Below are 18,178 nucleotides of genomic sequence, written 5' to 3'. Positions count from 1 at the left end.
TGAGCCGGTTCCGCGGTGTTTCGCGAATTGGGTTGTTGTTGGGTTGAGAATATTTAACTGAGGAGAAGGCTTTGAAATCACGTCGTCAGTTGGTTGTTCGTTCGGTCGCGCTTGCCGCTGCCTTGGCGGCGGGGGCGCCTGGACTTGCGCTTGCACAGGGCAAGCTGAAGGTGGCGGCGGTTTACACCGTGCCTTTCGAGCAGCAATGGGTGGGGCGGATCCACAAGGCGCTGAAGGCCGCCGAGGCCCGGGGCGAGATCGAATATACGGCGACGGAGAACGTTGCCAATGCCGACTACGAACGGGTGATGCGGGAGTACGCGACGGCGGGAAATCAGCTGATCCTGGGCGAGGTGTTCGGGGTGGAGGCGGCGGCGCGCAAGGTGGCGAAGGACTTTCCGAAGACGGCCTTCCTGATGGGGTCGTCGCTCAAGCCGCAGGCGCCGAATTTCTCGGTGTTCGACAACTACATCCAGGAGCCGGCGTACCTCTCCGGCATGGTCGCGGGGGGCATGACCAAGACGAACAAGATCGGCATGGTCGGGGGCTTTCCGATTCCCGAGGTCAATCGGCTGATGAACGCCTTCATGGCCGGGGCCAAGGAAGTGAATCCGAAGGTGGAGTTCAGCGTGAGCTTCATCAACAGCTGGTTCGACCCGCCCAAGGCCAAGGAGGCCGCCTTCGCCATGATCGACAAGGGCGCGGACGTGCTGTATGCCGAGCGCTTCGGCGTCAGCGATGCGGCCAAGGAAAAAGGCAAGCTCGCAATCGGCAACGTGATCAACACACAGGACAAGTACCCCGACACGGTGGTCGCTTCGGCGCTGTGGAATTTCGAGCCTTCGGCCGATCGCGCGATCAAGCTGGTGAAGGAAGGCAAGTTCACCGCCGAGGACTATGGCCAGTATTCGATGATGAAGTACAAGGGCTCGGAACTGGCGCCGCTCGGCACCTTCGATACCAAGGTGCCGGCCGATATCGTCGCGAAGGTCAAGGCGAAGCAGTCCGACATCCTGGCCGGCAAGGTCACGGTCAAGGTGGACGACAGTCAGCCCAAGTCGACCGCGAAGTGAGACCCGCCGGAAGCCGCCGGTGACAGTCCTGTCCCTGCGCGGCATCACCAAGCGCTTTGGTGCGCTGGTGGCCAACGACGACATCTCGCTCGACCTCCAGGCTGGAGAGGTGCTGGCGTTGCTGGGCGAGAACGGCGCGGGCAAGTCAACGCTGATGTCGATCCTTTTCGGCCACTACGTGGCCGACGAAGGCAGCATCGAGGTGTTCGGCCGACCGCTCGCAGCAGGCAACCCGAAGGCTGCGTTGGCTGCCGGCATCGGCATGGTGCATCAGCATTTCACACTGGCCGACAACCTCAGCGTGCTCGACAACGTGTTGATGGGCACCGAGCCGCTGTGGCAGCCCTTCTCCGCGCGCAGTGCCGCACGCGCACGGCTGCTGGATGTGGCGCAGCGCTTCGGCCTTGCGGTGCAGCCGGACGCGATGGTGGGCAGCCTGTCGGTCGGCGAACGGCAGCGGGTCGAGATCGTGAAGGCGCTCTACCGCGATGCACGCATCCTGATCCTCGACGAACCGACTGCCGTGCTCACGCCGCAGGAGAGCGAGGCGCTTTTCAATACCCTGGCGCAGATGGTGGCGCAGGGGCTGTCGATCATCTTCATCAGCCACAAGCTCGCCGAAGTTCTGCGGGTGTCGCATCGTGTCGCGGTGCTGCGCGGCGGCAAGCTGGTGGCCGAAGCGCGCACCAGCGAGACCACGCAGGCGCAGCTTGCGCTTTGGATGGTCGGGCATGCGATCGAGGGCACGGTGCGGCGCCCTGCGCAACGCGTCGGCGATGCGGTCTGTGTGCTCGACCATGTTGGCACTGGCGGCGACGGGCATGACCGCCTGCACGATGTGACGCTCACGCTGCGGGCCGGCGAGATCACCGCCATCGCGGGTGTTTCGGGCAACGGGCAGGTGGCGCTCGCCGAGCTTCTGAGCGGCACCCGGCGCGCGACGGCCGGCACGGTCAAGCTGATGGGACGCGTGCTGCCCGCTTCGCCTGCCCGGCTGGTGCATCGCGGTGTCGCGCGCATTCCAGAAGACCGGCATGGCATCGGCGTGGTCGGCGATCTCCCGGTGTGGGAAAACGCCGTGTCGGAGCGCCTGCGTGGTCGCGCTTTTTCGCGCTGGCTCTGGGTCCGGCGCGCAGCCGCGAAGGACCATGCGCGCAGTGTCGAGAAGGCCTACGACGTACGCGGCGGCGGACTCGATTCGCCCGCGCGGTCGCTTTCGGGCGGCAACATGCAGAAACTGATCCTGGGTCGCGCATTGCTGGCGCCCGCGTCGGCCAGTGCGCAGAGCCGGGTCGCGCGACTCATCGTGGCGCATCAGCCGACATGGGGGCTGGACATCGGCGCCGTCGCGTATGTGCAGCAGCAGTTGATCGCGGCGCGCGATGCCGGCGCTGCGGTGCTCCTGATTTCGGACGATCTCGACGAGGTGCTGACGCTCGGCGACCGCGTTGCCGTCATGCATGGCGGACAACTCGGCGAGCCCCGTGCGGCTTCGTCCTGGACGCGCGAGGCGATCGGGCTGGCGATGGCGGGGACGCCGGCATGAGGCTCGAGCGACGCACCAGAACTTCGCGCACGGCGCTGGTACTCGCACCATTTGGCGCCGTCGCGTTCACGCTGCTGGTGAGCGCGCTGCTCGTACTCTGGGCCGGCGCGCCCGTCGGCCGCACGTATGCGTTGCTGCTGCAAGGCGGCTTCGGCTCGGTCTTCGCGTGGAGCGAGACGCTGACCCGCGCCATTCCGCTGATCCTGACCGGGCTGGCGGCGACTGTGGCGTTCAAGGCGCGGCTGTTCAACATCGGCGCTGAAGGCCAGCTCTACGCGGGCGCACTGGCCGCCGTCGCCGTGGGCGGCCTGCATGGCGGCACCGGATTCGATCTGCCCACCTGGCTGCTGTTTCCGCTGATGATGCTGGCCGCCGCGACGGCGGGCGCCCTGCTGCTGCTCGGCCCCGCGCTCATGAAGAACAAGCTGGGCGTCGATGAAGTCGTGACGACGCTGCTGATCAACTTCATCGTGCTGCTCGGCGTATCTGCCATGCTGGACGGGCCGATGAAGGACCCCAGCGCGATGGGATGGCCGCAGAGCGTTTCGCTGCAACCGGATCTGGAGCTCGACAAGCTGATCGCGCAGACCCGCGTCCATACCGGCCTGCTGTGGGCCGGCGCGTTGGCCGTGCTCGTCTGGGTGCTCTTCAAGTACACGGTGATCGGCTTCGATATTCGCGCCGTCGGTGCGAACGCGCGGGCTGCGGAGTTCGCGGGCGTGCCGGTCACCCGCACGGTGGTGCTGGTCGCGCTGCTGTCCGGTGCGCTGGCCGGGCTGGCGGGTGCGATCGAGGTGGCCGGCCGCACGAGCTATGTCACGCTGGACATGTCACCGGGCTATGGCTACAGCGGCATTGTGATTGCGATGCTGGCGGGGCTCCATCCACTGGGCGTGCTGGCCGCGGCGGTGTTCGTGGCAGGCGTGCTGGTCGGTGCGGACACGATGAGCCGCGCGATCGGCGTGCCCACCTACATCGCGGACGTGATCGTCGCGGCCTCGCTGATCGCCGTGCTGGTGGCGACCTTGCTCACTCAATACCGGATGCGCTGGAAATGAGCGACGTGCTCGACATCCTTTCGAACGCCGCCTTCTGGGTGGCGGTGCTGCGCATTGCCACGCCGCTGATTTTCGGCACGCTGGGCGTGCTCCTGTGCGAGCGGGCGGGCGTGCTGAACCTCGGCATCGAGGGCATCATGGTCGCGGGCGCCTTCGCGGGTTGGCTGGCGGTGTATGCCGGTGCGCCGCTGTGGGTGGGCGTCGGCGTGGCGGCGCTCACGGGCGCAGTTTTTGGGCTGTTGCATGCGTTTCTCACCGTGGGGCTGGCGTTGTCGCAGCACGTCTCCGGCCTGGGCATCACATTGCTGGCGACGGCATTGAGCTACTACGGCTATCGGGTGAGCTTTCCCAAGGTCAACACGCCGCCAACGGTCACGCCGTTCGCGCCCATGGAGTGGCTGCATATCCCGGTGCTTTCGGCGCAGACGCCGCTCACGCTGTTCGCGCTGCTGCTGGTGCCCGTCATCGCGTACATGCTCTATCGCACGCCCATGGGCCTGGCCGTTCGCATGGTCGGCGAGAACCCGCAGGCGGCTGAAGGCCAGGGCGTGTCGGTCGCGGCCACGCGCACAGGCGCGATCGTCGCGGGATCGGCGCTGATGGGCGTGGCTGGCTCGTTCCTCACGTTGTCGGCGTTCAACGCGTTCTTCTTCAACATCATCAACGGCCGTGGCTGGATCTGCGTCGCGCTGGTGGTGTTCGCGTCGTGGCGGCCGGGCAAGGCGCTGCTCGGTGCGCTGCTCTTTGCATTTTTCGATGCGCTTCAATTGCGGCTGCAGCAGTCGGGTGATGCCTTCCTGCCCTATCAGCTTTACTTGATGCTTCCCTATCTGCTGTCGATCCTCGCGCTGGTGCTTGTGGCTCGCGAGGCAAGCTATCCGCAAGCTTTGATGAAACCCTACAGAAAAGGAGAGCGCTGATGCTCGATCTCCTCATCCGGAACGCTGCCCTCCCCGACGGCCGCACCAACATGTCGATCGCCGTGCAGGATGGCCGCATCGCCGAAGTGACCGCCGGGCTTGACGCGCCCGCCGCGCAGAAGGTCGACGCCGGCGGCCTGCTCATGGCGCCGCACTTCGTCGACCCGCACTTTCACATGGACGCGACGCTCAGCTACGGCCTGCCGCGCGTCAACGAAAGCGGCACGCTGCTCGAAGGCATCGCACTGTGGGGCGAACTCAAGCCGCTGCTGACCGCGGATGCGCTGATCGAGCGTGCACTGGCCTACTGCGACTGGGCCGTCGCCAAGGGCCTGCTCGCCATCCGCAGCCACGTGGACACCAGCGACCCGAGCCTGCTCGCGGTCGACGCACTGCTCGAAGTCAAGCGGAAAGTGGCACCCTACCTCGACCTGCAACTCGTCGCCTTTCCGCAGGACGGCGTGCTGCGCACGCCCGGGGGCGTCGACAACCTGAAGCGTGCACTCGACAAGGGCGTCGACGTTGTCGGCGGCATTCCTCATTTCGAGCGCACCATGGCCGACGGCGCTGCCAGCGTGAAGCTGCTGTGCGAAATCGCTGCCGAGCGCGGCAAGCTGGTCGACATGCATTGCGACGAGTCCGACGACCCGCTGTCGCGCCATATCGAGACCCTGGCCTTCGAGGCACAGCGCCTCGGTCTGCAAGGCCGGGTGACGGGCTCGCACTGCACCTCGATGCACTCGATGGACAACTACTACGTGAGCAAACTGCTGCCGCTCATTGCCGAAGGCGGCGTCAGCGTGATCGCGAATCCGCTCATCAACATCACCTTGCAGGGCCGGCACGACACCTACCCCAAGCGCCGCGGCATGACGCGCGTGCCCGAGCTGATGGCCGCGGGCGTCAACGTCGCATTCGGCCACGACTGCGTGATGGATCCGTGGTACGGCATGGGGTCGGGCGACATGCTGGAGGTCGCTCACATGGGCCTGCACGTGGCGCAGATGACCAGCCAGCGCGGCATCCGGCAGTGCTTTGATGCAGTCACCGTCAATGCCGCCAAGGTGTTTCATCTCGAAGGCTATGGGCTCGAGGCGGGATGCGATGCGAGCTTCGTGCTGCTGCAGGCGCGCGATCCTGTCGAGGCGATCCGCCTTCGCGCGACGCGGCTCAAGGTCTATTGCAAGGGACAACTGGTGGCGGAAACGCCGGCCGCCACGGCGACACTGCACCTACCCGGACGAGAATTCAAAACGTCCTGGATGCCCCAGTCGAGAAACCCCGCGGAACCGGCTTAGCCGGGCCGCTGGGGTTGCCCCCGGAAGGGGGTGCCCGAGCCACACGAAGTGGGCGAGGCTGGGGGCGAGCCCATTCCGACGCTGAAGCCGACCGTCGTGATGCCGTCGTCCGATCGCGCAAACACGGTTCCGTTGTGCATCACCGCGACCGCCTTGACGATCGACAAGCCGAGCCCGTGGTTCTCGCCGCTGTTGCGGCGCGAGGTGTCGACGCGGTAGAACCGGTCGAACAGCCGCGGCAGCTGGTCTGCCCCGATCGGCGGGCTGGGGTTTGAAAAACTCACCTGCGCCGAGTGATCGTGCTGCCCGATCTGCACGACCACTTGGGTGCCAGGACGCGAATGCTGGATTGCGTTCTGCAGCAGATTGGTGAGCGCGCGCCGGACCAACGATTTCTCGATGGGCGCCACGGCGTCGCCCTCGACCTGCACCGTCATGCCGGCCTCATCAAGCAACATGTCGAGAAACTCGACCGTCTTGCCCACCTCCTGCGCGATCGACGATTCGACGAGACCGCGCGCGCGAACGCCCTGCTCCGCGCGGGCCAGGAAGAGCATGTCGGCGACGATGGCCCGCAGGCGCTCCAGCTCTTCGAGGTTCGATTGCAGCACCTCGCGCAACTCGGCGGCATTGCGCTCGCGTGCCAGCGCCACCTGCGTCTGGCCGATCAGGTTCGCGAGCGGCGTGCGCAACTCGTGCGCGACGTCGTCGCTGAAGGTCGCCAGTTGCCGGTAGGCTGCATCGAGGCGATCCAGCGCGGCATTGAATGAACCGCCGAGCTTTGCCAACTCGCGCGGGAGGGCCGGCAATTGCAGGCGCTGGGCGCGGTTGTCGGGCCCGATCTGCTGGGCGTCGGCCGACAGCCTCTCCACCGGGCCAAGCCCGATCCGGGCGATCCAGTAGCCGAGCGCCGCGGACAACGCCGTGCCGGCCAGCGTCAGCATTGCGAGCGCCGTCTCGAACGTGCGCAGCGTGCCGCGGAACGGCGCCGCGTCGACCCCCGCGATGAATCGCACCGCCGGCCTGGCTGCCGTCGCGGGGAGCACCATCCCGTGCACGCGGATGCGCTGGAGTTCCTGTGACTCGCCCGTGCGAAGCTGAACGGTGTCCTGCCCCGCATCCACCGCCTTGACGACCTCATCCAGATCGTCGCCGTAGCGGAACGCCGGGTCTTCACTCCACATCCACGAACGCGTGCGCGGATCGTCAGCACTCAGGGTGTCCAGCTTCTCGCGGATGCGCTCGCCGAGATTGACCGCCCGGCCGTGCTGCAGCATGTACGACATGTCTTCGAGCCGCGCGTCGACCTGCGCCTGCTGATGGCGCGCGAGCTCGTTCGAGAGCACGCGATGCAGCGCACCGCCCAACAGCGCGAACCCCGCCAGTGCCGCGGCGGCGAACATCAGCGCCAGCCGCGTGGCGATCGAATTTCTCATTCCGACTCCCGGCCGCCGCGGTCTTCCAGGACATAACCCATGCCCCGGATGGTGTGCAGCAAGCTGTGACCAAAGGGTGCATCGATTTTGGCGCGCAGGCGCTTGATGGCCACTTCGACCACGTTGGTGTTGCTGTCGAAATTCATGTCCCACACCAGTTCGGCAATCACCGTCTTGGACAGGATCTCGCCCTGCCGACGCGCCAGCACCGCGAGCAGCGCGAATTCCTTGGCCGTGAGATCGATGCGCTGGTCCCGCCGGAACGCCTTGCGGCTGAGCAGGTCGACGCGCAGGTCGCCGACGCGCAACAGCGTCGATTCATGGGTGCGTCCACGCCGCGTGAGCGCCTGAAGACGCGCCAGAAGCTCGAGAAAGGAAAAAGGCTTGACCAGGTAGTCGTCCGCGCCGTCCTGAAGGCCGCGCACGCGGTCGGCGACGCCATCGCGCGCCGTGAGCATGATGACGGGCGTGTTCTTGACGCTGCGCAGCGACTTCAGCACCGAAAAGCCGTCCAGTCCCGGCAGCATCACATCGAGCACGATGACGTCGAAGTCGTAGTGCAAGGCCATATGCTGGCCGTCGATACCGTCGAAGGCGAGGTCCACGGCACAGCCTTGCTCGGTCAACCCCTGGTAGAGGTAGTCCGCCGTCTTGCGCTCGTCTTCGACGATCAGCACTTTCATTCCGCGATGGCTCCTGCCGGTGTGTCAGGGATGGCTTGCTGGCTGCGCGCGGCCTTGCGGCGCACATACCAGTGGTGGGCGCGGTCGAGATAGAGGTAGATGACCGGCGTAGTGAAGAGCGTGAGCATCTGGGAGAGTATCAGTCCACCCACCATGGCGTAGCCCAGCGGGCGGCGCAGTTCGGAGCCGGAGCCATGGCCCAGCATGAGCGGCAGGCCGCTCAGCAGCGCGCACATGGTGGTCATCATGATGGGCCGGAAACGAAGGATGCAGGCCTCGTAGATGGCGTCGCCCGGCGACATGCCCTTGTCACGCTCGGCGTGCAGGGCAAAGTCCACCATCATGATGCCGTTCTTTTTCACGATGCCGATCAACAGAATGATCCCGATCAGCGCAATCACGCTCAGATCGTAACCGCCGACCATCAGGATCAGCAAAGCGCCCACGCCGGCCGACGGCAGCGTCGAGAGAATCGTCAGCGGGTGGATGTAGCTCTCGTAGAGCAGCCCCAGCACGATGTACACCGAGATCAGCGCGGCCAGGATGAGGTACGGCTGCGTCCGCAGCGAATCGCCGAACGCCTGCGCCGTGCCCTGGAAGGTGCCGCTCAGCGTGGCGGGCACGCCCATCTGCGCCTGCGCCGCGTTGATCGCGTTCACCGCCTGGCCGAGCGACGTGCCAGGCTTGAGGTTGAACGAGATCGTCACGGCCGGGAACTGGCCCTGGTGGTTGATGGCGAGATAGCCGGTCTTGCTGGTGTCCAGCTTGACGAAGGTCGACAGCGGAATCTGCTGGCCGTTGATCGGCGAAGTCAGGTACAGGTGATCGAACAGTGTCGGATCGCGCTGAAGTTCAGGCGTGACTTCGAGCACCACGTTGTAGCTGTTGAGTTGCGTGAAGTACTGCGCCACCTGCCGCTGCCCGATGGCATCGTAGATCGTGGCGTCGACCATCGCCGGGGTGATGCCGTAGCTCGACGCGCGCTGGCGGTCGATGGTGACCATCGCCGTGGGCGCGGCATTCTGCTGGTCCGAGGTCACGTCCGTGAGTTCCGGCAACTGACGCAGCCGGGTGAGCAGCTTGGGCGCCCAGGTGTTGAGCTCGTCCAGGTTCGAGTCTTGCAGCGTGTATTGGTACTGCGTTCGCGAGAGACGCCCGCCGACGTTGATGTCCTGCCCGGCCTGCATGAACAGCGTGATGCCCTGCACCGGCGCCAGCTTCGGCCGCAGCCGCCCGATGATTTCGTCGGCACTGGCAGTGCGGCCTTCGTCCTTGGGTCGCAGGCCGATGAAGAAATTGCCGGAATTGAAGGTGCTCGCGCCGGCCTGCATGCCGAAGCTTGCCACGTCGGGGTCGTCGCGAATGATGTCCGCGAGCTTGAGCATGCGGTCGTGCATCGCCTGCGACGACGAATCCTGCGCCGAGTCGGCCGAGCCGAAGATGAAGCCCGTGTCCTGCTGCGGGAAGAAACCCTTGGGGATGGTGATGAACAGGGCCACGGTCGCCGCCACCGTGATCAGGAAGCTCATCAGCGTGATGAACGGATGCCGCAGCACCACCTTCAGGCCGCGCTTGTAACCGTTCAGCATGGCGTCGAAACCGCGCTCGAACCAGAGGTACATCTTTCCGTGCTTCTCGTTGGCGGTATGCGGCTTGAGGAAGCGCGCGCACAGCATCGGCGTGAGCGTCAGCGAGATCAGGACGGACACCGCAATGGTGAGCGTCACAGTCACCGCGAACTCCCGGAACAGGCGCCCCACGATGCCGCCCATGAGCAGCAGCGGAATGAACACCGCCACCAGCGACACCGAGATCGAGATGATGGTGAAGCCGATCTCGCTGGACCCCTTCAGCGCCGCCTCCATGGGCGACATGCCTTCCTCGATGTGTCGGTAGATGTTCTCCAGCATCACGATGGCATCGTCCACCACGAAGCCGACCGCAATGGTCAGCGCCATGAGCGAGAGGTTGTCGAGGCTGTAGCCCACGACGTACATCACCGCCGCCGTGCCCAGCAGCGCGAGCGGCACCGTCAGGCTCGGAATCACCGTGACGGTGAGGTTGCGCAGGAACACGAAGATCACCGCCACCACCAGCGCGATCGACAACAGCAGCGTGAACTCCACGTCCTTGACCGACGCGCGAATGGTCTGCGTGCGGTCGATGAGCGTATTGACGGTCACGCTCGGCGGAATGGCGGCCTTGAGCTTGGGCAGCGCGGCCTGGATGCGGTCGACCGTCTCGATCACATTGGCGCCGGGTTGCTTGGTGATGGCCAGCATGATCGCGCGGCCGTCGCTGATGTCGCTGCCGTCGTGCGCGGCCTTGCCCGCGTAGCCCCAGGCCGCGACCTTCGCGTTTTCCGGGCCGTCGACGGCGACCCCCACATCGCGCACGCGAATGGGCGCGCCGTTGCGCCACGCGAGCACCATGTCGTTCCATGGCGCCGCCTTGAGCAACTGGTCGTTGGTGTAGACGTTGAATGCCTGCCGGTCGCCGTCGAGCGTGCCGGTCGGCTGGCTTACCGTGGTGTTGGCAATCACGCCACGCACGTCCTCCAGGCTCAGGCCCACAGCCTTGAGCTTGGTCGGGTCGATCTGGACGCGAACCGCCGGCTTCTGCACGCCAAAAATGTTGACCAACCCCACGCCGGAGATGCGCGAGATCTGCTGGGCCAACACGTTGTCGGCGTAGTCGTTGACCTGGATCAACGGCAGCACCTTGGACTGCACGCCGAGGATCAGTACCGACGAGTCGGCCGGATTGATCTTGCGGAAGCTCGGCGGGCTCGGCAGGTTCTGCGGCAACTGGCCGCCGGCCGAGTTGATCGCGGACTGCACGTCGAGCGCTGCCGCATCGATATTGCGGTCGAGATCGAACTGCAGCGTGACCTGCGAGAGGCCGAGCGAGCTGCTCGACGTCATCTGGGTCAGCCCCGGGATCAGCGAGAACTGCCGCTCAAGCGGCTGCGCGACGTTCGCGGCCATTGTTTCCGGACTCGCCCCCGGGAACCGGCCCGTGACCTGGATCGTCGGAAAGTCGACCTGCGGCAGCGGCGCCACCGGCAGCATCGGCCACGCGACAAGGCCGATCAGCAGCAACGCCGCGGCGAGCAGCGAGGTGCCGATCGGGCGCTTGATGAAGGCGGAGGAAATGCTCAAGACTGACCTCCATCCACGGTCGCAAATTGCGCCTTGCTCTGCTTCTCGACGATGCGCGCGCCGGGGGTCAAGCGGTACTGGCCGTCCGTCACCACGCGATCACCGGCCGCCAGGCCCTTGACGATCACGGCCTTGCCGTCGACGGTGTCGGCCACTTCGATGGGCTGCACGCGCACCTTGTCGTCCGGCCCGACCACGTAGGCGAAAAAGCCGTCCTGGCTGCGCTGCACCACCGCCGACGGCACCGTGAGCGCATCGGAACGCTCGCCGAGCACGACACGCGCGTCGACCGACTGGCCCGGCCACAGTTTGTGCTCGGCATTCGTGAACTGTCCCTTGAGCGAAATCGTGCCGGTGGTGGTGTCGATCTGGTTGTTCAGCAGCACCAGCTTGCCGGTCGCGAGCACTTCGCGCGTATCGCGGTCGATGGCCTCGACCTGCAGCGGCTCGTGCGTGGCGTTCAACGCCCGGTTCACGGCCTGGAAGCTGCTCTCGGGCAGGGTGAACTGCACCGCGATGGGGTCGATCTGATTGATGACCAGCAGGCCGTTCGCATCCGTCGCGTGCACGATGTTGCCGGGGTCGACGAGCCGGGCACCCACGCGCCCGCTGATCGGCGCGGTGATGGTGGTGAAGCCGAGCTGTACCTGCGCGAGATGGATCTGCGCGTCGTCGCTCTTGATCGCCGCCTGGAGTTGATTGACCAGCGCGCGCTGCGTGTCCAGCGTCTGTTGGGTGGTCGCGTCTTCCTTGATGAGGTCGCCATAGCGCTGGAGGTCGGACCTCGCGTTGGCGAGTTGCGCCTCGTCCTTGGCTTTCTGCGCCAGGCTTTGTTCGAGTTGCGCCTGGAAGGTGCGGGGATCGATGCGAACCAGCACCTGACCGGCCTTGACGTCCTGCCCTTCCTTGAAATCCACGCTGTCGAGCTGACCGTCGATGCGCGGGCGCACAGTGACCGATGCGACCGTCATGACCGTGCCCACACCGGTGCGGGCGATCGGGATGGTTTCCTGCACCACGCGGGCGGTCGTCGCGGGGACCGACGGCGGCCCGGCTGTGGGCGCAGGGGCCGGCGACCACACCTTGCGCCATGCGCCGGTGGCGAAGACCAAAACGACAATCAGCGCAATGGCGCCGGCAATCAACCAGCGTTTGCCCTGGCGGGGGGTCGATGCAGAGGTGTCCATCTTGTTCATTTGTCTGTCGAGGCCACGGGGCCGGTTGCGCCGGGGCTGGCGCCTGTGCTGGCCTGCAGTTGGCTGGTGTTCCAGCCGCCGCCAACGGCCTTGATCAGCCCGACGCTGGCGGCAAATTGGCGGCCTTGCAATTGCAGGGCCGTGCGTTCGTTCGATAGCGCAAGCGCTTGCGCGGTGATCACTGCGAGGTACGGCGTCGTGCCGGCGCGGAACTGGGTCAGCGTCACCCGTTCGGCGTTGCGCGCCGAAGCGACCGCGCCTTCCTGCACGCCGCGCTCCTGGGCCAGGAGGTTGAGCGAGGCCAGGTTGTCCTCGACCTCCTGGAAGCCACCCAGCACGGTCTGCCGGTACGTGGCGGCGGAGGCATCGAAAACGGCGCGCGCCTGGGCGACCTGCGATTCGCGCAGACCGCCGTCGAAAATCGGACCGGCCAGCGCGGCGCCGAGCGCCCAGACACGATCAGGCGTCGAAAGCCAGCTGCCAAAACCTGCCCCGCTGAATCCGCCTGCGGCGGTGAGCGCCAGCGTGGGATAGCGCGCAGCTTGCGCAACGCCGATGCCTGCGTTGGCGGAGGCGACGCGCCGTTCGGCGGCGGCAATGTCGGGGCGGCGTTCCAGCAGTTCCGACGGCAGGACCGTCGGCACTGGCGGTTGGGTGAGCGCCAGTGCATCGGGCGGAATGGAAAGCTGCGATGGCGTCTTGCCTAGCAGCACCGCGATCGCGTGCTCGGCCTGCCGGCGCGCGATCTCGATGTCGATCGCCTGCGCCTGCGTCGACTGCAAGGTGGTGTTGGCAAGATCCACGTCAGCACGCGTCGCCACGCCGGCGCGGTACTGGCTCTGCGTGATCTGCAACGACTTCTGGTAGGCCTCGACCGTACGCGTGAACAACTGCTGCTGTGTGTCGGCCACCCGCAGCAGGATGTAGTCGTTGACCACCTCCGCCTGGATGGCGAGCCGGGCCGCCGCCAGATCCGCATCGCTGGCCTGGGCGCTGTCGCTGGCACCTTCGACACCGCGCCGCGCACGACCCCAGAGATCGGCCTCCCAGCCGGCCTGCAGCGCCCAGGCGTGGGAATTGCCGACCGACGGGCCGAGGACCGTTTGGCTTCGCGAGCGATCTACCGAAGCGGCGCCGTCGAGCGTCGGAAACAGCGCGGACCGAGCGTTCTGGACCAGCGCTTGCGCCTCGCGGTATTGCGCCTCGGCGACGCGGATATCCTGATTGGCGCCATTGGCCTCTTCCACCAGCGCATTGAGCCGGACGTCGCCGAAAGCGGTCCACCAAGGTTGCGAGGCATCGACGCTGGCGGGCGTCGCGGGTTTCCAATCGCCACTTTCCTTGAAGGCAGGCGCGTCGACGCCTTGAGGCGGGGAGGGCCGCTGGTAGTCGGGCCCGACGGCACAAGCCGTCAGTGACGCGGCCAGGGCCAGACACAGTATTCGCATGCCGTCGACTCTAGGTAGCAGGCCGGGACGCCAGCCTGTCGGGCAGATGACATTCCTGTCAGGCAGCGACGCCGGATTCTCCCCGTTGTTCGGACATCACGAACAGTGGGCACCCCTGGACGATCGCCATATGGCGGTTCCACCCCCAGCGTGGTAATTTGCGTTGCCGTGGATCGAGGTCGGGCCCGACCCGATCCGTTGCGCGTAGGAGGAGTCCCCATGACGGCCGCGATGATGCATCCTCTGGCGCCGGGCGACCCGGCCCCGTATTTCGAACTGCCGGCCGTGGCCGGATCCGACACCGTATCGCTGGCGGACTACACAGGGCGCAGCCCCCTGTTTCTCGCGCTGATGGTCGGCCTGTGGTGTCCGTTCTGCCGGCGGCAACTGGTCCGGCTCGGCGCTTTCGAGGACAAGCTGAAAGCGCTGGGCGTCGAAAGCCTGGCCGTGGTGGCGACGGAGCCGGAAAACGCACGACGCTATTTCAAGTTCAGGCCCACCCGGCTGCGCCTCGCAGCCGATCCCGAACTGTCCATACATCGCGCTTACGGGGTGCCGAAGCCCGAGGCGACCCCCGAATTGATCGAAGCGCTGGAAACCGTTCGCGTCAATCCCTTCGGCGACCTTCCGGAACCGCTGCCGATCTCCGAAGCCGCAAAGATCCTGGGGGAACTGGACGGCTACACCGGCACACCGACCGACCAGGGCGATGTGGAGCGGCAATGGCCGCAGCTCAAGGCGCTCTTCATGATCGACCGCGAAGGGATCGTGCGCTGGGTCGATATCGAGTGCAGTTCCGAAGGCCTGGCCGGCATCGGTAAGCTCGCGTCGGAAGACGAGATCCTCGGCGCGGCGCGCGCCTGCCTGCATTGATCCTTCAGGCCGGAGCGGCCAGGGGACCCACTGCGCGCCACATATGGACCTTTGAAAGGAACGCATCGCCCAGGGCGACGGCGAAAGGTTCGACACCGAAGGACTGGAAGCCGCAGCTTTGGTACAGCGCCTGCGCAGCGACGTTGCCTTCGGTCACGGTCAGTTGGACGACCTTGACGCCTTCCCGCGACCCAGCCTCTTCCAGGACGGCTTGCACCAGGCGGCGGCCGAACCCGCCTTGCCGCGCTACCGGCAGCACGTACATGCCAAACAAGTTCGCCTTGTGGCGCGCCTTCTCGCGCGGCTCGAATTGAAGTCCGGCGGCGCCGACAAGTCTTTCGCCATCGAACGCGCCAAGCACGACCTGATCGGCCAGCGGCGCAGGATCGAGCCGCTTCTGCCACCATGACAGCGGCAAGGCCGCGCGCTCCGCCACGCTGGAAGTGAAAGCATCGGGATGACGCTCGTAGCCCTCGAGCATCAAGGCCCGGTAGGCTTCGGCATCCGTGGGCAACAGGCGTCGTACGGTCATGGCGTCACTCAAATGGCCGGCGCGATGGCCTCGGCGTATTCGTACAAGGCGCCGAGAATCTCTTCCGCGCGCTCGTCGGCGGTTTCGGCGAGCGTGTCGATCTCGGCGAACAACTCGTCCACGTTGCGCGCCCCGCCCTCTCCTTCGAGCAATCGGGCTACGCGGTGCGCCTCCCAGCGTTCGGCTTCATCCTCGGTCAGGGTCTCGACGAAGTTGCGCGCACGGTAGCGGAAAAGCAGTTCTTCGAGGCGGGGGTCGTCAAAGCCGGTCCGCGCCTGCGCAAGTTGGACTGGCGAAAGGCTTCGCATCTGGGTCAGGCGACGGCGGTCGCCGTTGCCGACGAAACCGCCGTAGAGATCTTCATCGACATCGGGCGCGCCCTCCTTCGGACGTTCATAGACCTGGGGCCAGATGGCGCTCATGTCAGGCAGCGCGGCGGCGATCGCAGCGTTGCGCATCGCGGCTTCCATGTCGATGCCCCAGCGCATGGCCATGGCCGGTGCGAGCGTCCTGAGGTTGCCAACCACCATCGGCGACTTGTTCAGGTGCACGCCCTTGATCGGCAGCCGCCCGATGCCTTCCGGCAGATCGGCGCTGCGCGTAAAAAGCCGAAGGCGCAGCGTCGCTACGTCGAGATCGCGCAATTCGCTCGGGTCATGGGCCAGGTCCCAGGCAAGCAGTTCGTTCCTGTTGGTCGGATGGCTTGCCAGCGGCCACATGACCGCGAGGCACCCGCGTTCGGCCGGGAACATGCCCGACACGTGCAGAAACGGCCGCGCCGTTTCCCGGGTCGCCGGCAGCCCGAGTTCACTGGCGACGCGGTCCTTGCGGTGCAAGCCGAAAGCGAAGTCGAACAGCTTGGGCTGCCTGTCGCGGATCAGTCGCGCCAGCGCGATGGTGGCGCGAACATCCGACAAGGCATCGTGGGCAGATTCATGCAGCAGGCCGTTCGCGCGAGCCAGATCCTCCAGCTTGAAGCTCTGGCTGCCGTCTTCCTTCTTCGGCCATTCGATGCCGTCCGGACGCAGCGCGTAGGTCAGGCGCACGACGTCGAGCAGGTCCCACCGGCCGCAGTCGTTCTGCCACTCGCGCGCATAAGGATCGATGAGATTGCGCCAGAACAGGAAGCGCGTCACCTCGTCGTCGAAGCGGATCGTGTTGTAGCCCACGCCGATGGTGCCCGGCCGCGAGAAGGCCTGCTCGATCTGCGCTGCGAATTCATGCTCGGCAATACCGCGCTCCAGGCACTGCTGCGGCGTGATGCCGGTGATCAAGCAAGCCCCTGGGCTGGGCAGGTAGTCAGGCGCCGGCTTGCAATAGATCATCAGCGGCTCCCCGATCTCGTTGAGTTCGGCGTCGGTCCGGATCGCCGCGAACTGCGAAGGTCGATCGCGTCGGGGCACGGTGCCGAAGGTCTCGTAGTCGTGCCAAAGAAAGGTGTGAGGAGTCATAACAAGGGAGAAAACAAACGGGCCGAGGCATCACCCAGACGACGCAGAAAACTCTGGTGTCGCTGGGCATGCACCGGGGACGCGTTGGCGAGATCGGTCTCGAACTGCGCGACCAGCGGCTTGGCGAGCGTCGGGCCGTAGATGACGGCACAGACCTCGAAGTTGAGCCGGAAGCTGCGATTGTCGAAATTGGCGGTCCCGATCATCGCGCAGTTGTTGTCCACCACCAGCGTCTTGGAGTGCAGCATGCGGGCCTTGTATTCAAAGACTTGAACGCCGGCCGCGATCAGCTCGTCGTAGTACGAGCGCGCCGCCGCGCTCACGACGAGCGAATCGCTGCGCCGCGGCACGAGCAGCCGCACGTCGACGCCGCGCAATGCAGCACTGGTGAGCGCCATCAGCGCAGGCTCGCCGGGCACAAAATACGGCGTGGTGAGCCAGGCCCGGTGCACGGACGCGTGGATCGCCGCAATGTGCATGCGGTGGATGGGTTCGAGTGCACTGTCCGGCCCGCTGGTGATGATCTGGACGGGAATGTCGCCCATGCCTGCCTGCTGCGAGAGACGCGGCAGCAGGCTGCCGATGGCCTTGTGCATCTCGCGGGGGTTCTCGCCGGTCGCATAGGTCCAGTCCTCGATGAACGTGGTCTGCAGCCAGCGCACGGCGCTCCCCTCGATGCGCAGATGCACGTCGTGGTAAGCATCGGCACGCGTGCGGGCGTCCTCTTCATCCGTGATGTTGACGCCGCCCGTGAAGCCGACGCGGCCGTCGCAGACGACGATCTTCCGGTGAGTCCGGTAGTTGGTCACCGGCCGCAGGCGCCGGCCGATGCGCGTGTCGTGAAACAGCGCGGTGCGGATGCCGGCGTCGTGCATCGGCGCCATGAACTTTTGACCGATGCGCTTGGAGCCGAGCGCATCGAGCAGCAGCCGCACCGTGACGCCCTCTCGCGCCCGCTCGATCAGCAGGTCGCGCAGCGCGGTACCGATGTTGTCAGGCTCGAAGATGTAGTACTCGAGGTGCACGTGATCGCGCGCCTGACGGATCGCCTCGAAGATCGCATCGAAGGTCCGCGCCCCGCCTGACAGCAGTTCGGCGGACGTCGCGCTCGACACCGGCAGGCCGCAGGCGGCCATTCCCAGCGCCGCCATCTGCCGCAGGGAAGGCGGCGCGCGCTCGGCCGCGTCGCGCAGCATGACCATGTCGCCCGGCGCCTGGGCGATCGCCCGGTTGCGCAGCCGCTTCAGACGTTGCTTCTTTAGCCGTTGCGGCCCTAGGAAGTAATAGATGACGAACCCCACGAACGGCAACAGCGCCAACGAGAGGATCCAGCTCATCGTCGACACCGGCGCCCGCTTCTGCATGACGATCCACACGGAAAGCACCGCGATGTAGCCGCTCCATGCAAGCGAGAGTCCGGTACGCCATTCCTGGCTGAGCTCGGGAAGAATCAAGGGAGACGGGTTCTGAAAAAAAAAGGCCAGTAGCCCGATGCTACCGACC

At 66.0% G+C, this 18,178-nt stretch carries 14 protein-coding genes; 6 read left to right on the top strand and 8 right to left on the bottom strand.

Going from position 1 to position 18,178, the window contains the following annotated elements; all coding sequences use genetic code 11:
* The first annotated feature begins 71 nt into the window (after positions 1–71).
* Genes AC1DHL_RS06475 through AC1DHL_RS06455 form a run of 5 tightly spaced genes read left to right on the top strand, consistent with a single transcriptional unit; the run spans position 72 to position 5,895 of the window.
* Complete coding sequence (locus AC1DHL_RS06475) at positions 72–1,073, top strand: BMP family protein (RefSeq protein WP_478161384.1); 1,002 nt, start codon at positions 72–74, stop codon at positions 1,071–1,073.
* Positions 1,074–1,092: 19 nt separating this feature from the next.
* On the top strand, positions 1,093–2,619 hold the full coding sequence (locus tag AC1DHL_RS06470) for an ABC transporter ATP-binding protein (RefSeq protein ID WP_478161382.1): 1,527 nt from the start codon (positions 1,093–1,095) through the stop codon (positions 2,617–2,619).
* Complete coding sequence (locus AC1DHL_RS06465; protein WP_478161380.1) at positions 2,616–3,677, top strand: ABC transporter permease; 1,062 nt, start codon at positions 2,616–2,618, stop codon at positions 3,675–3,677. Before AC1DHL_RS06470 ends, AC1DHL_RS06465 begins: the two co-directional genes overlap by 4 nt.
* Entirely contained in the window at positions 3,674–4,597 is a 924-nt protein-coding gene (locus AC1DHL_RS06460; RefSeq protein WP_478161378.1) for an ABC transporter permease, read from the top strand. The genes AC1DHL_RS06465 and AC1DHL_RS06460 overlap by 4 nt, the downstream gene beginning before the upstream one ends.
* On the top strand, positions 4,597–5,895 hold the full coding sequence (locus AC1DHL_RS06455) for an amidohydrolase family protein (RefSeq protein ID WP_478161377.1): 1,299 nt from the start codon (positions 4,597–4,599) through the stop codon (positions 5,893–5,895). The genes AC1DHL_RS06460 and AC1DHL_RS06455 overlap by 1 nt, the downstream gene beginning before the upstream one ends.
* Here the strand turns inward: AC1DHL_RS06455 and AC1DHL_RS06450 are convergent.
* Genes AC1DHL_RS06450 through AC1DHL_RS06430 form a run of 5 tightly spaced genes read right to left on the bottom strand, consistent with a single transcriptional unit; the run spans position 5,892 to position 13,819 of the window.
* On the bottom strand, positions 5,892–7,331 hold the full coding sequence (locus tag AC1DHL_RS06450; RefSeq protein WP_478161375.1) for a heavy metal sensor histidine kinase: 1,440 nt from the start codon (positions 7,329–7,331) through the stop codon (positions 5,892–5,894). The two genes, AC1DHL_RS06455 and AC1DHL_RS06450, sit on opposite strands and share 4 nt — an antisense overlap.
* Positions 7,328–8,014, bottom strand: a complete 687-nt coding sequence (locus AC1DHL_RS06445) for a heavy metal response regulator transcription factor (RefSeq protein WP_478161373.1) — start codon at positions 8,012–8,014, stop codon at positions 7,328–7,330. Before AC1DHL_RS06445 ends, AC1DHL_RS06450 begins: the two co-directional genes overlap by 4 nt.
* A complete protein-coding gene (locus AC1DHL_RS06440; protein ID WP_478161371.1) occupies positions 8,011–11,175 on the bottom strand; it encodes an efflux RND transporter permease subunit in 3,165 nt (1,054 codons plus the stop codon). The genes AC1DHL_RS06445 and AC1DHL_RS06440 overlap by 4 nt, the downstream gene beginning before the upstream one ends.
* Entirely contained in the window at positions 11,172–12,371 is a 1,200-nt protein-coding gene (locus tag AC1DHL_RS06435; protein ID WP_478161369.1) for an efflux RND transporter periplasmic adaptor subunit, read from the bottom strand. Before AC1DHL_RS06435 ends, AC1DHL_RS06440 begins: the two co-directional genes overlap by 4 nt.
* Positions 12,368–13,819 carry an efflux transporter outer membrane subunit gene (locus AC1DHL_RS06430; protein WP_478161367.1) on the bottom strand — a complete coding sequence of 484 codons (1,452 nt, stop codon included), beginning with the start codon at positions 13,817–13,819 and terminating at the stop codon, positions 12,368–12,370. Before AC1DHL_RS06430 ends, AC1DHL_RS06435 begins: the two co-directional genes overlap by 4 nt.
* A 219-nt stretch (positions 13,820–14,038) precedes the next feature.
* Between AC1DHL_RS06430 and AC1DHL_RS06425 the strand changes: the two genes are divergently transcribed.
* A complete protein-coding gene (locus AC1DHL_RS06425; RefSeq protein WP_478101187.1) occupies positions 14,039–14,692 on the top strand; it encodes a redoxin domain-containing protein in 654 nt (217 codons plus the stop codon).
* 4 nt (positions 14,693–14,696) lie between these two features.
* Here AC1DHL_RS06425 and AC1DHL_RS06420 read toward each other — a convergent pair whose 3' ends face one another.
* Genes AC1DHL_RS06420 through cls form a run of 3 tightly spaced genes read right to left on the bottom strand, consistent with a single transcriptional unit; the run spans position 14,697 to position 18,129 of the window.
* Entirely contained in the window at positions 14,697–15,224 is a 528-nt protein-coding gene (locus AC1DHL_RS06420; protein ID WP_478161365.1) for an N-acetyltransferase family protein, read from the bottom strand.
* 8 nt (positions 15,225–15,232) lie between these two features.
* A complete protein-coding gene (gene sbcB, locus AC1DHL_RS06415) occupies positions 15,233–16,675 on the bottom strand; it encodes an exodeoxyribonuclease I (protein ID WP_478161363.1) in 1,443 nt (480 codons plus the stop codon).
* The gene (gene cls / locus AC1DHL_RS06410) at positions 16,672–18,129 is read right to left on the bottom strand and encodes a cardiolipin synthase (RefSeq protein ID WP_478161361.1); all 1,458 of its coding nucleotides are present in this window, start codon (positions 18,127–18,129) and stop codon (positions 16,672–16,674) included. Before cls ends, sbcB begins: the two co-directional genes overlap by 4 nt.
* Positions 18,130–18,178 lie beyond the last annotated feature (49 nt).

It is taken from the genome of Variovorax sp. 10L426, assembly GCF_056395305.1.
Note: the sequence above shows the minus strand (reverse complement) of the source record. Positions and strands in the feature narration are given on the sequence as shown.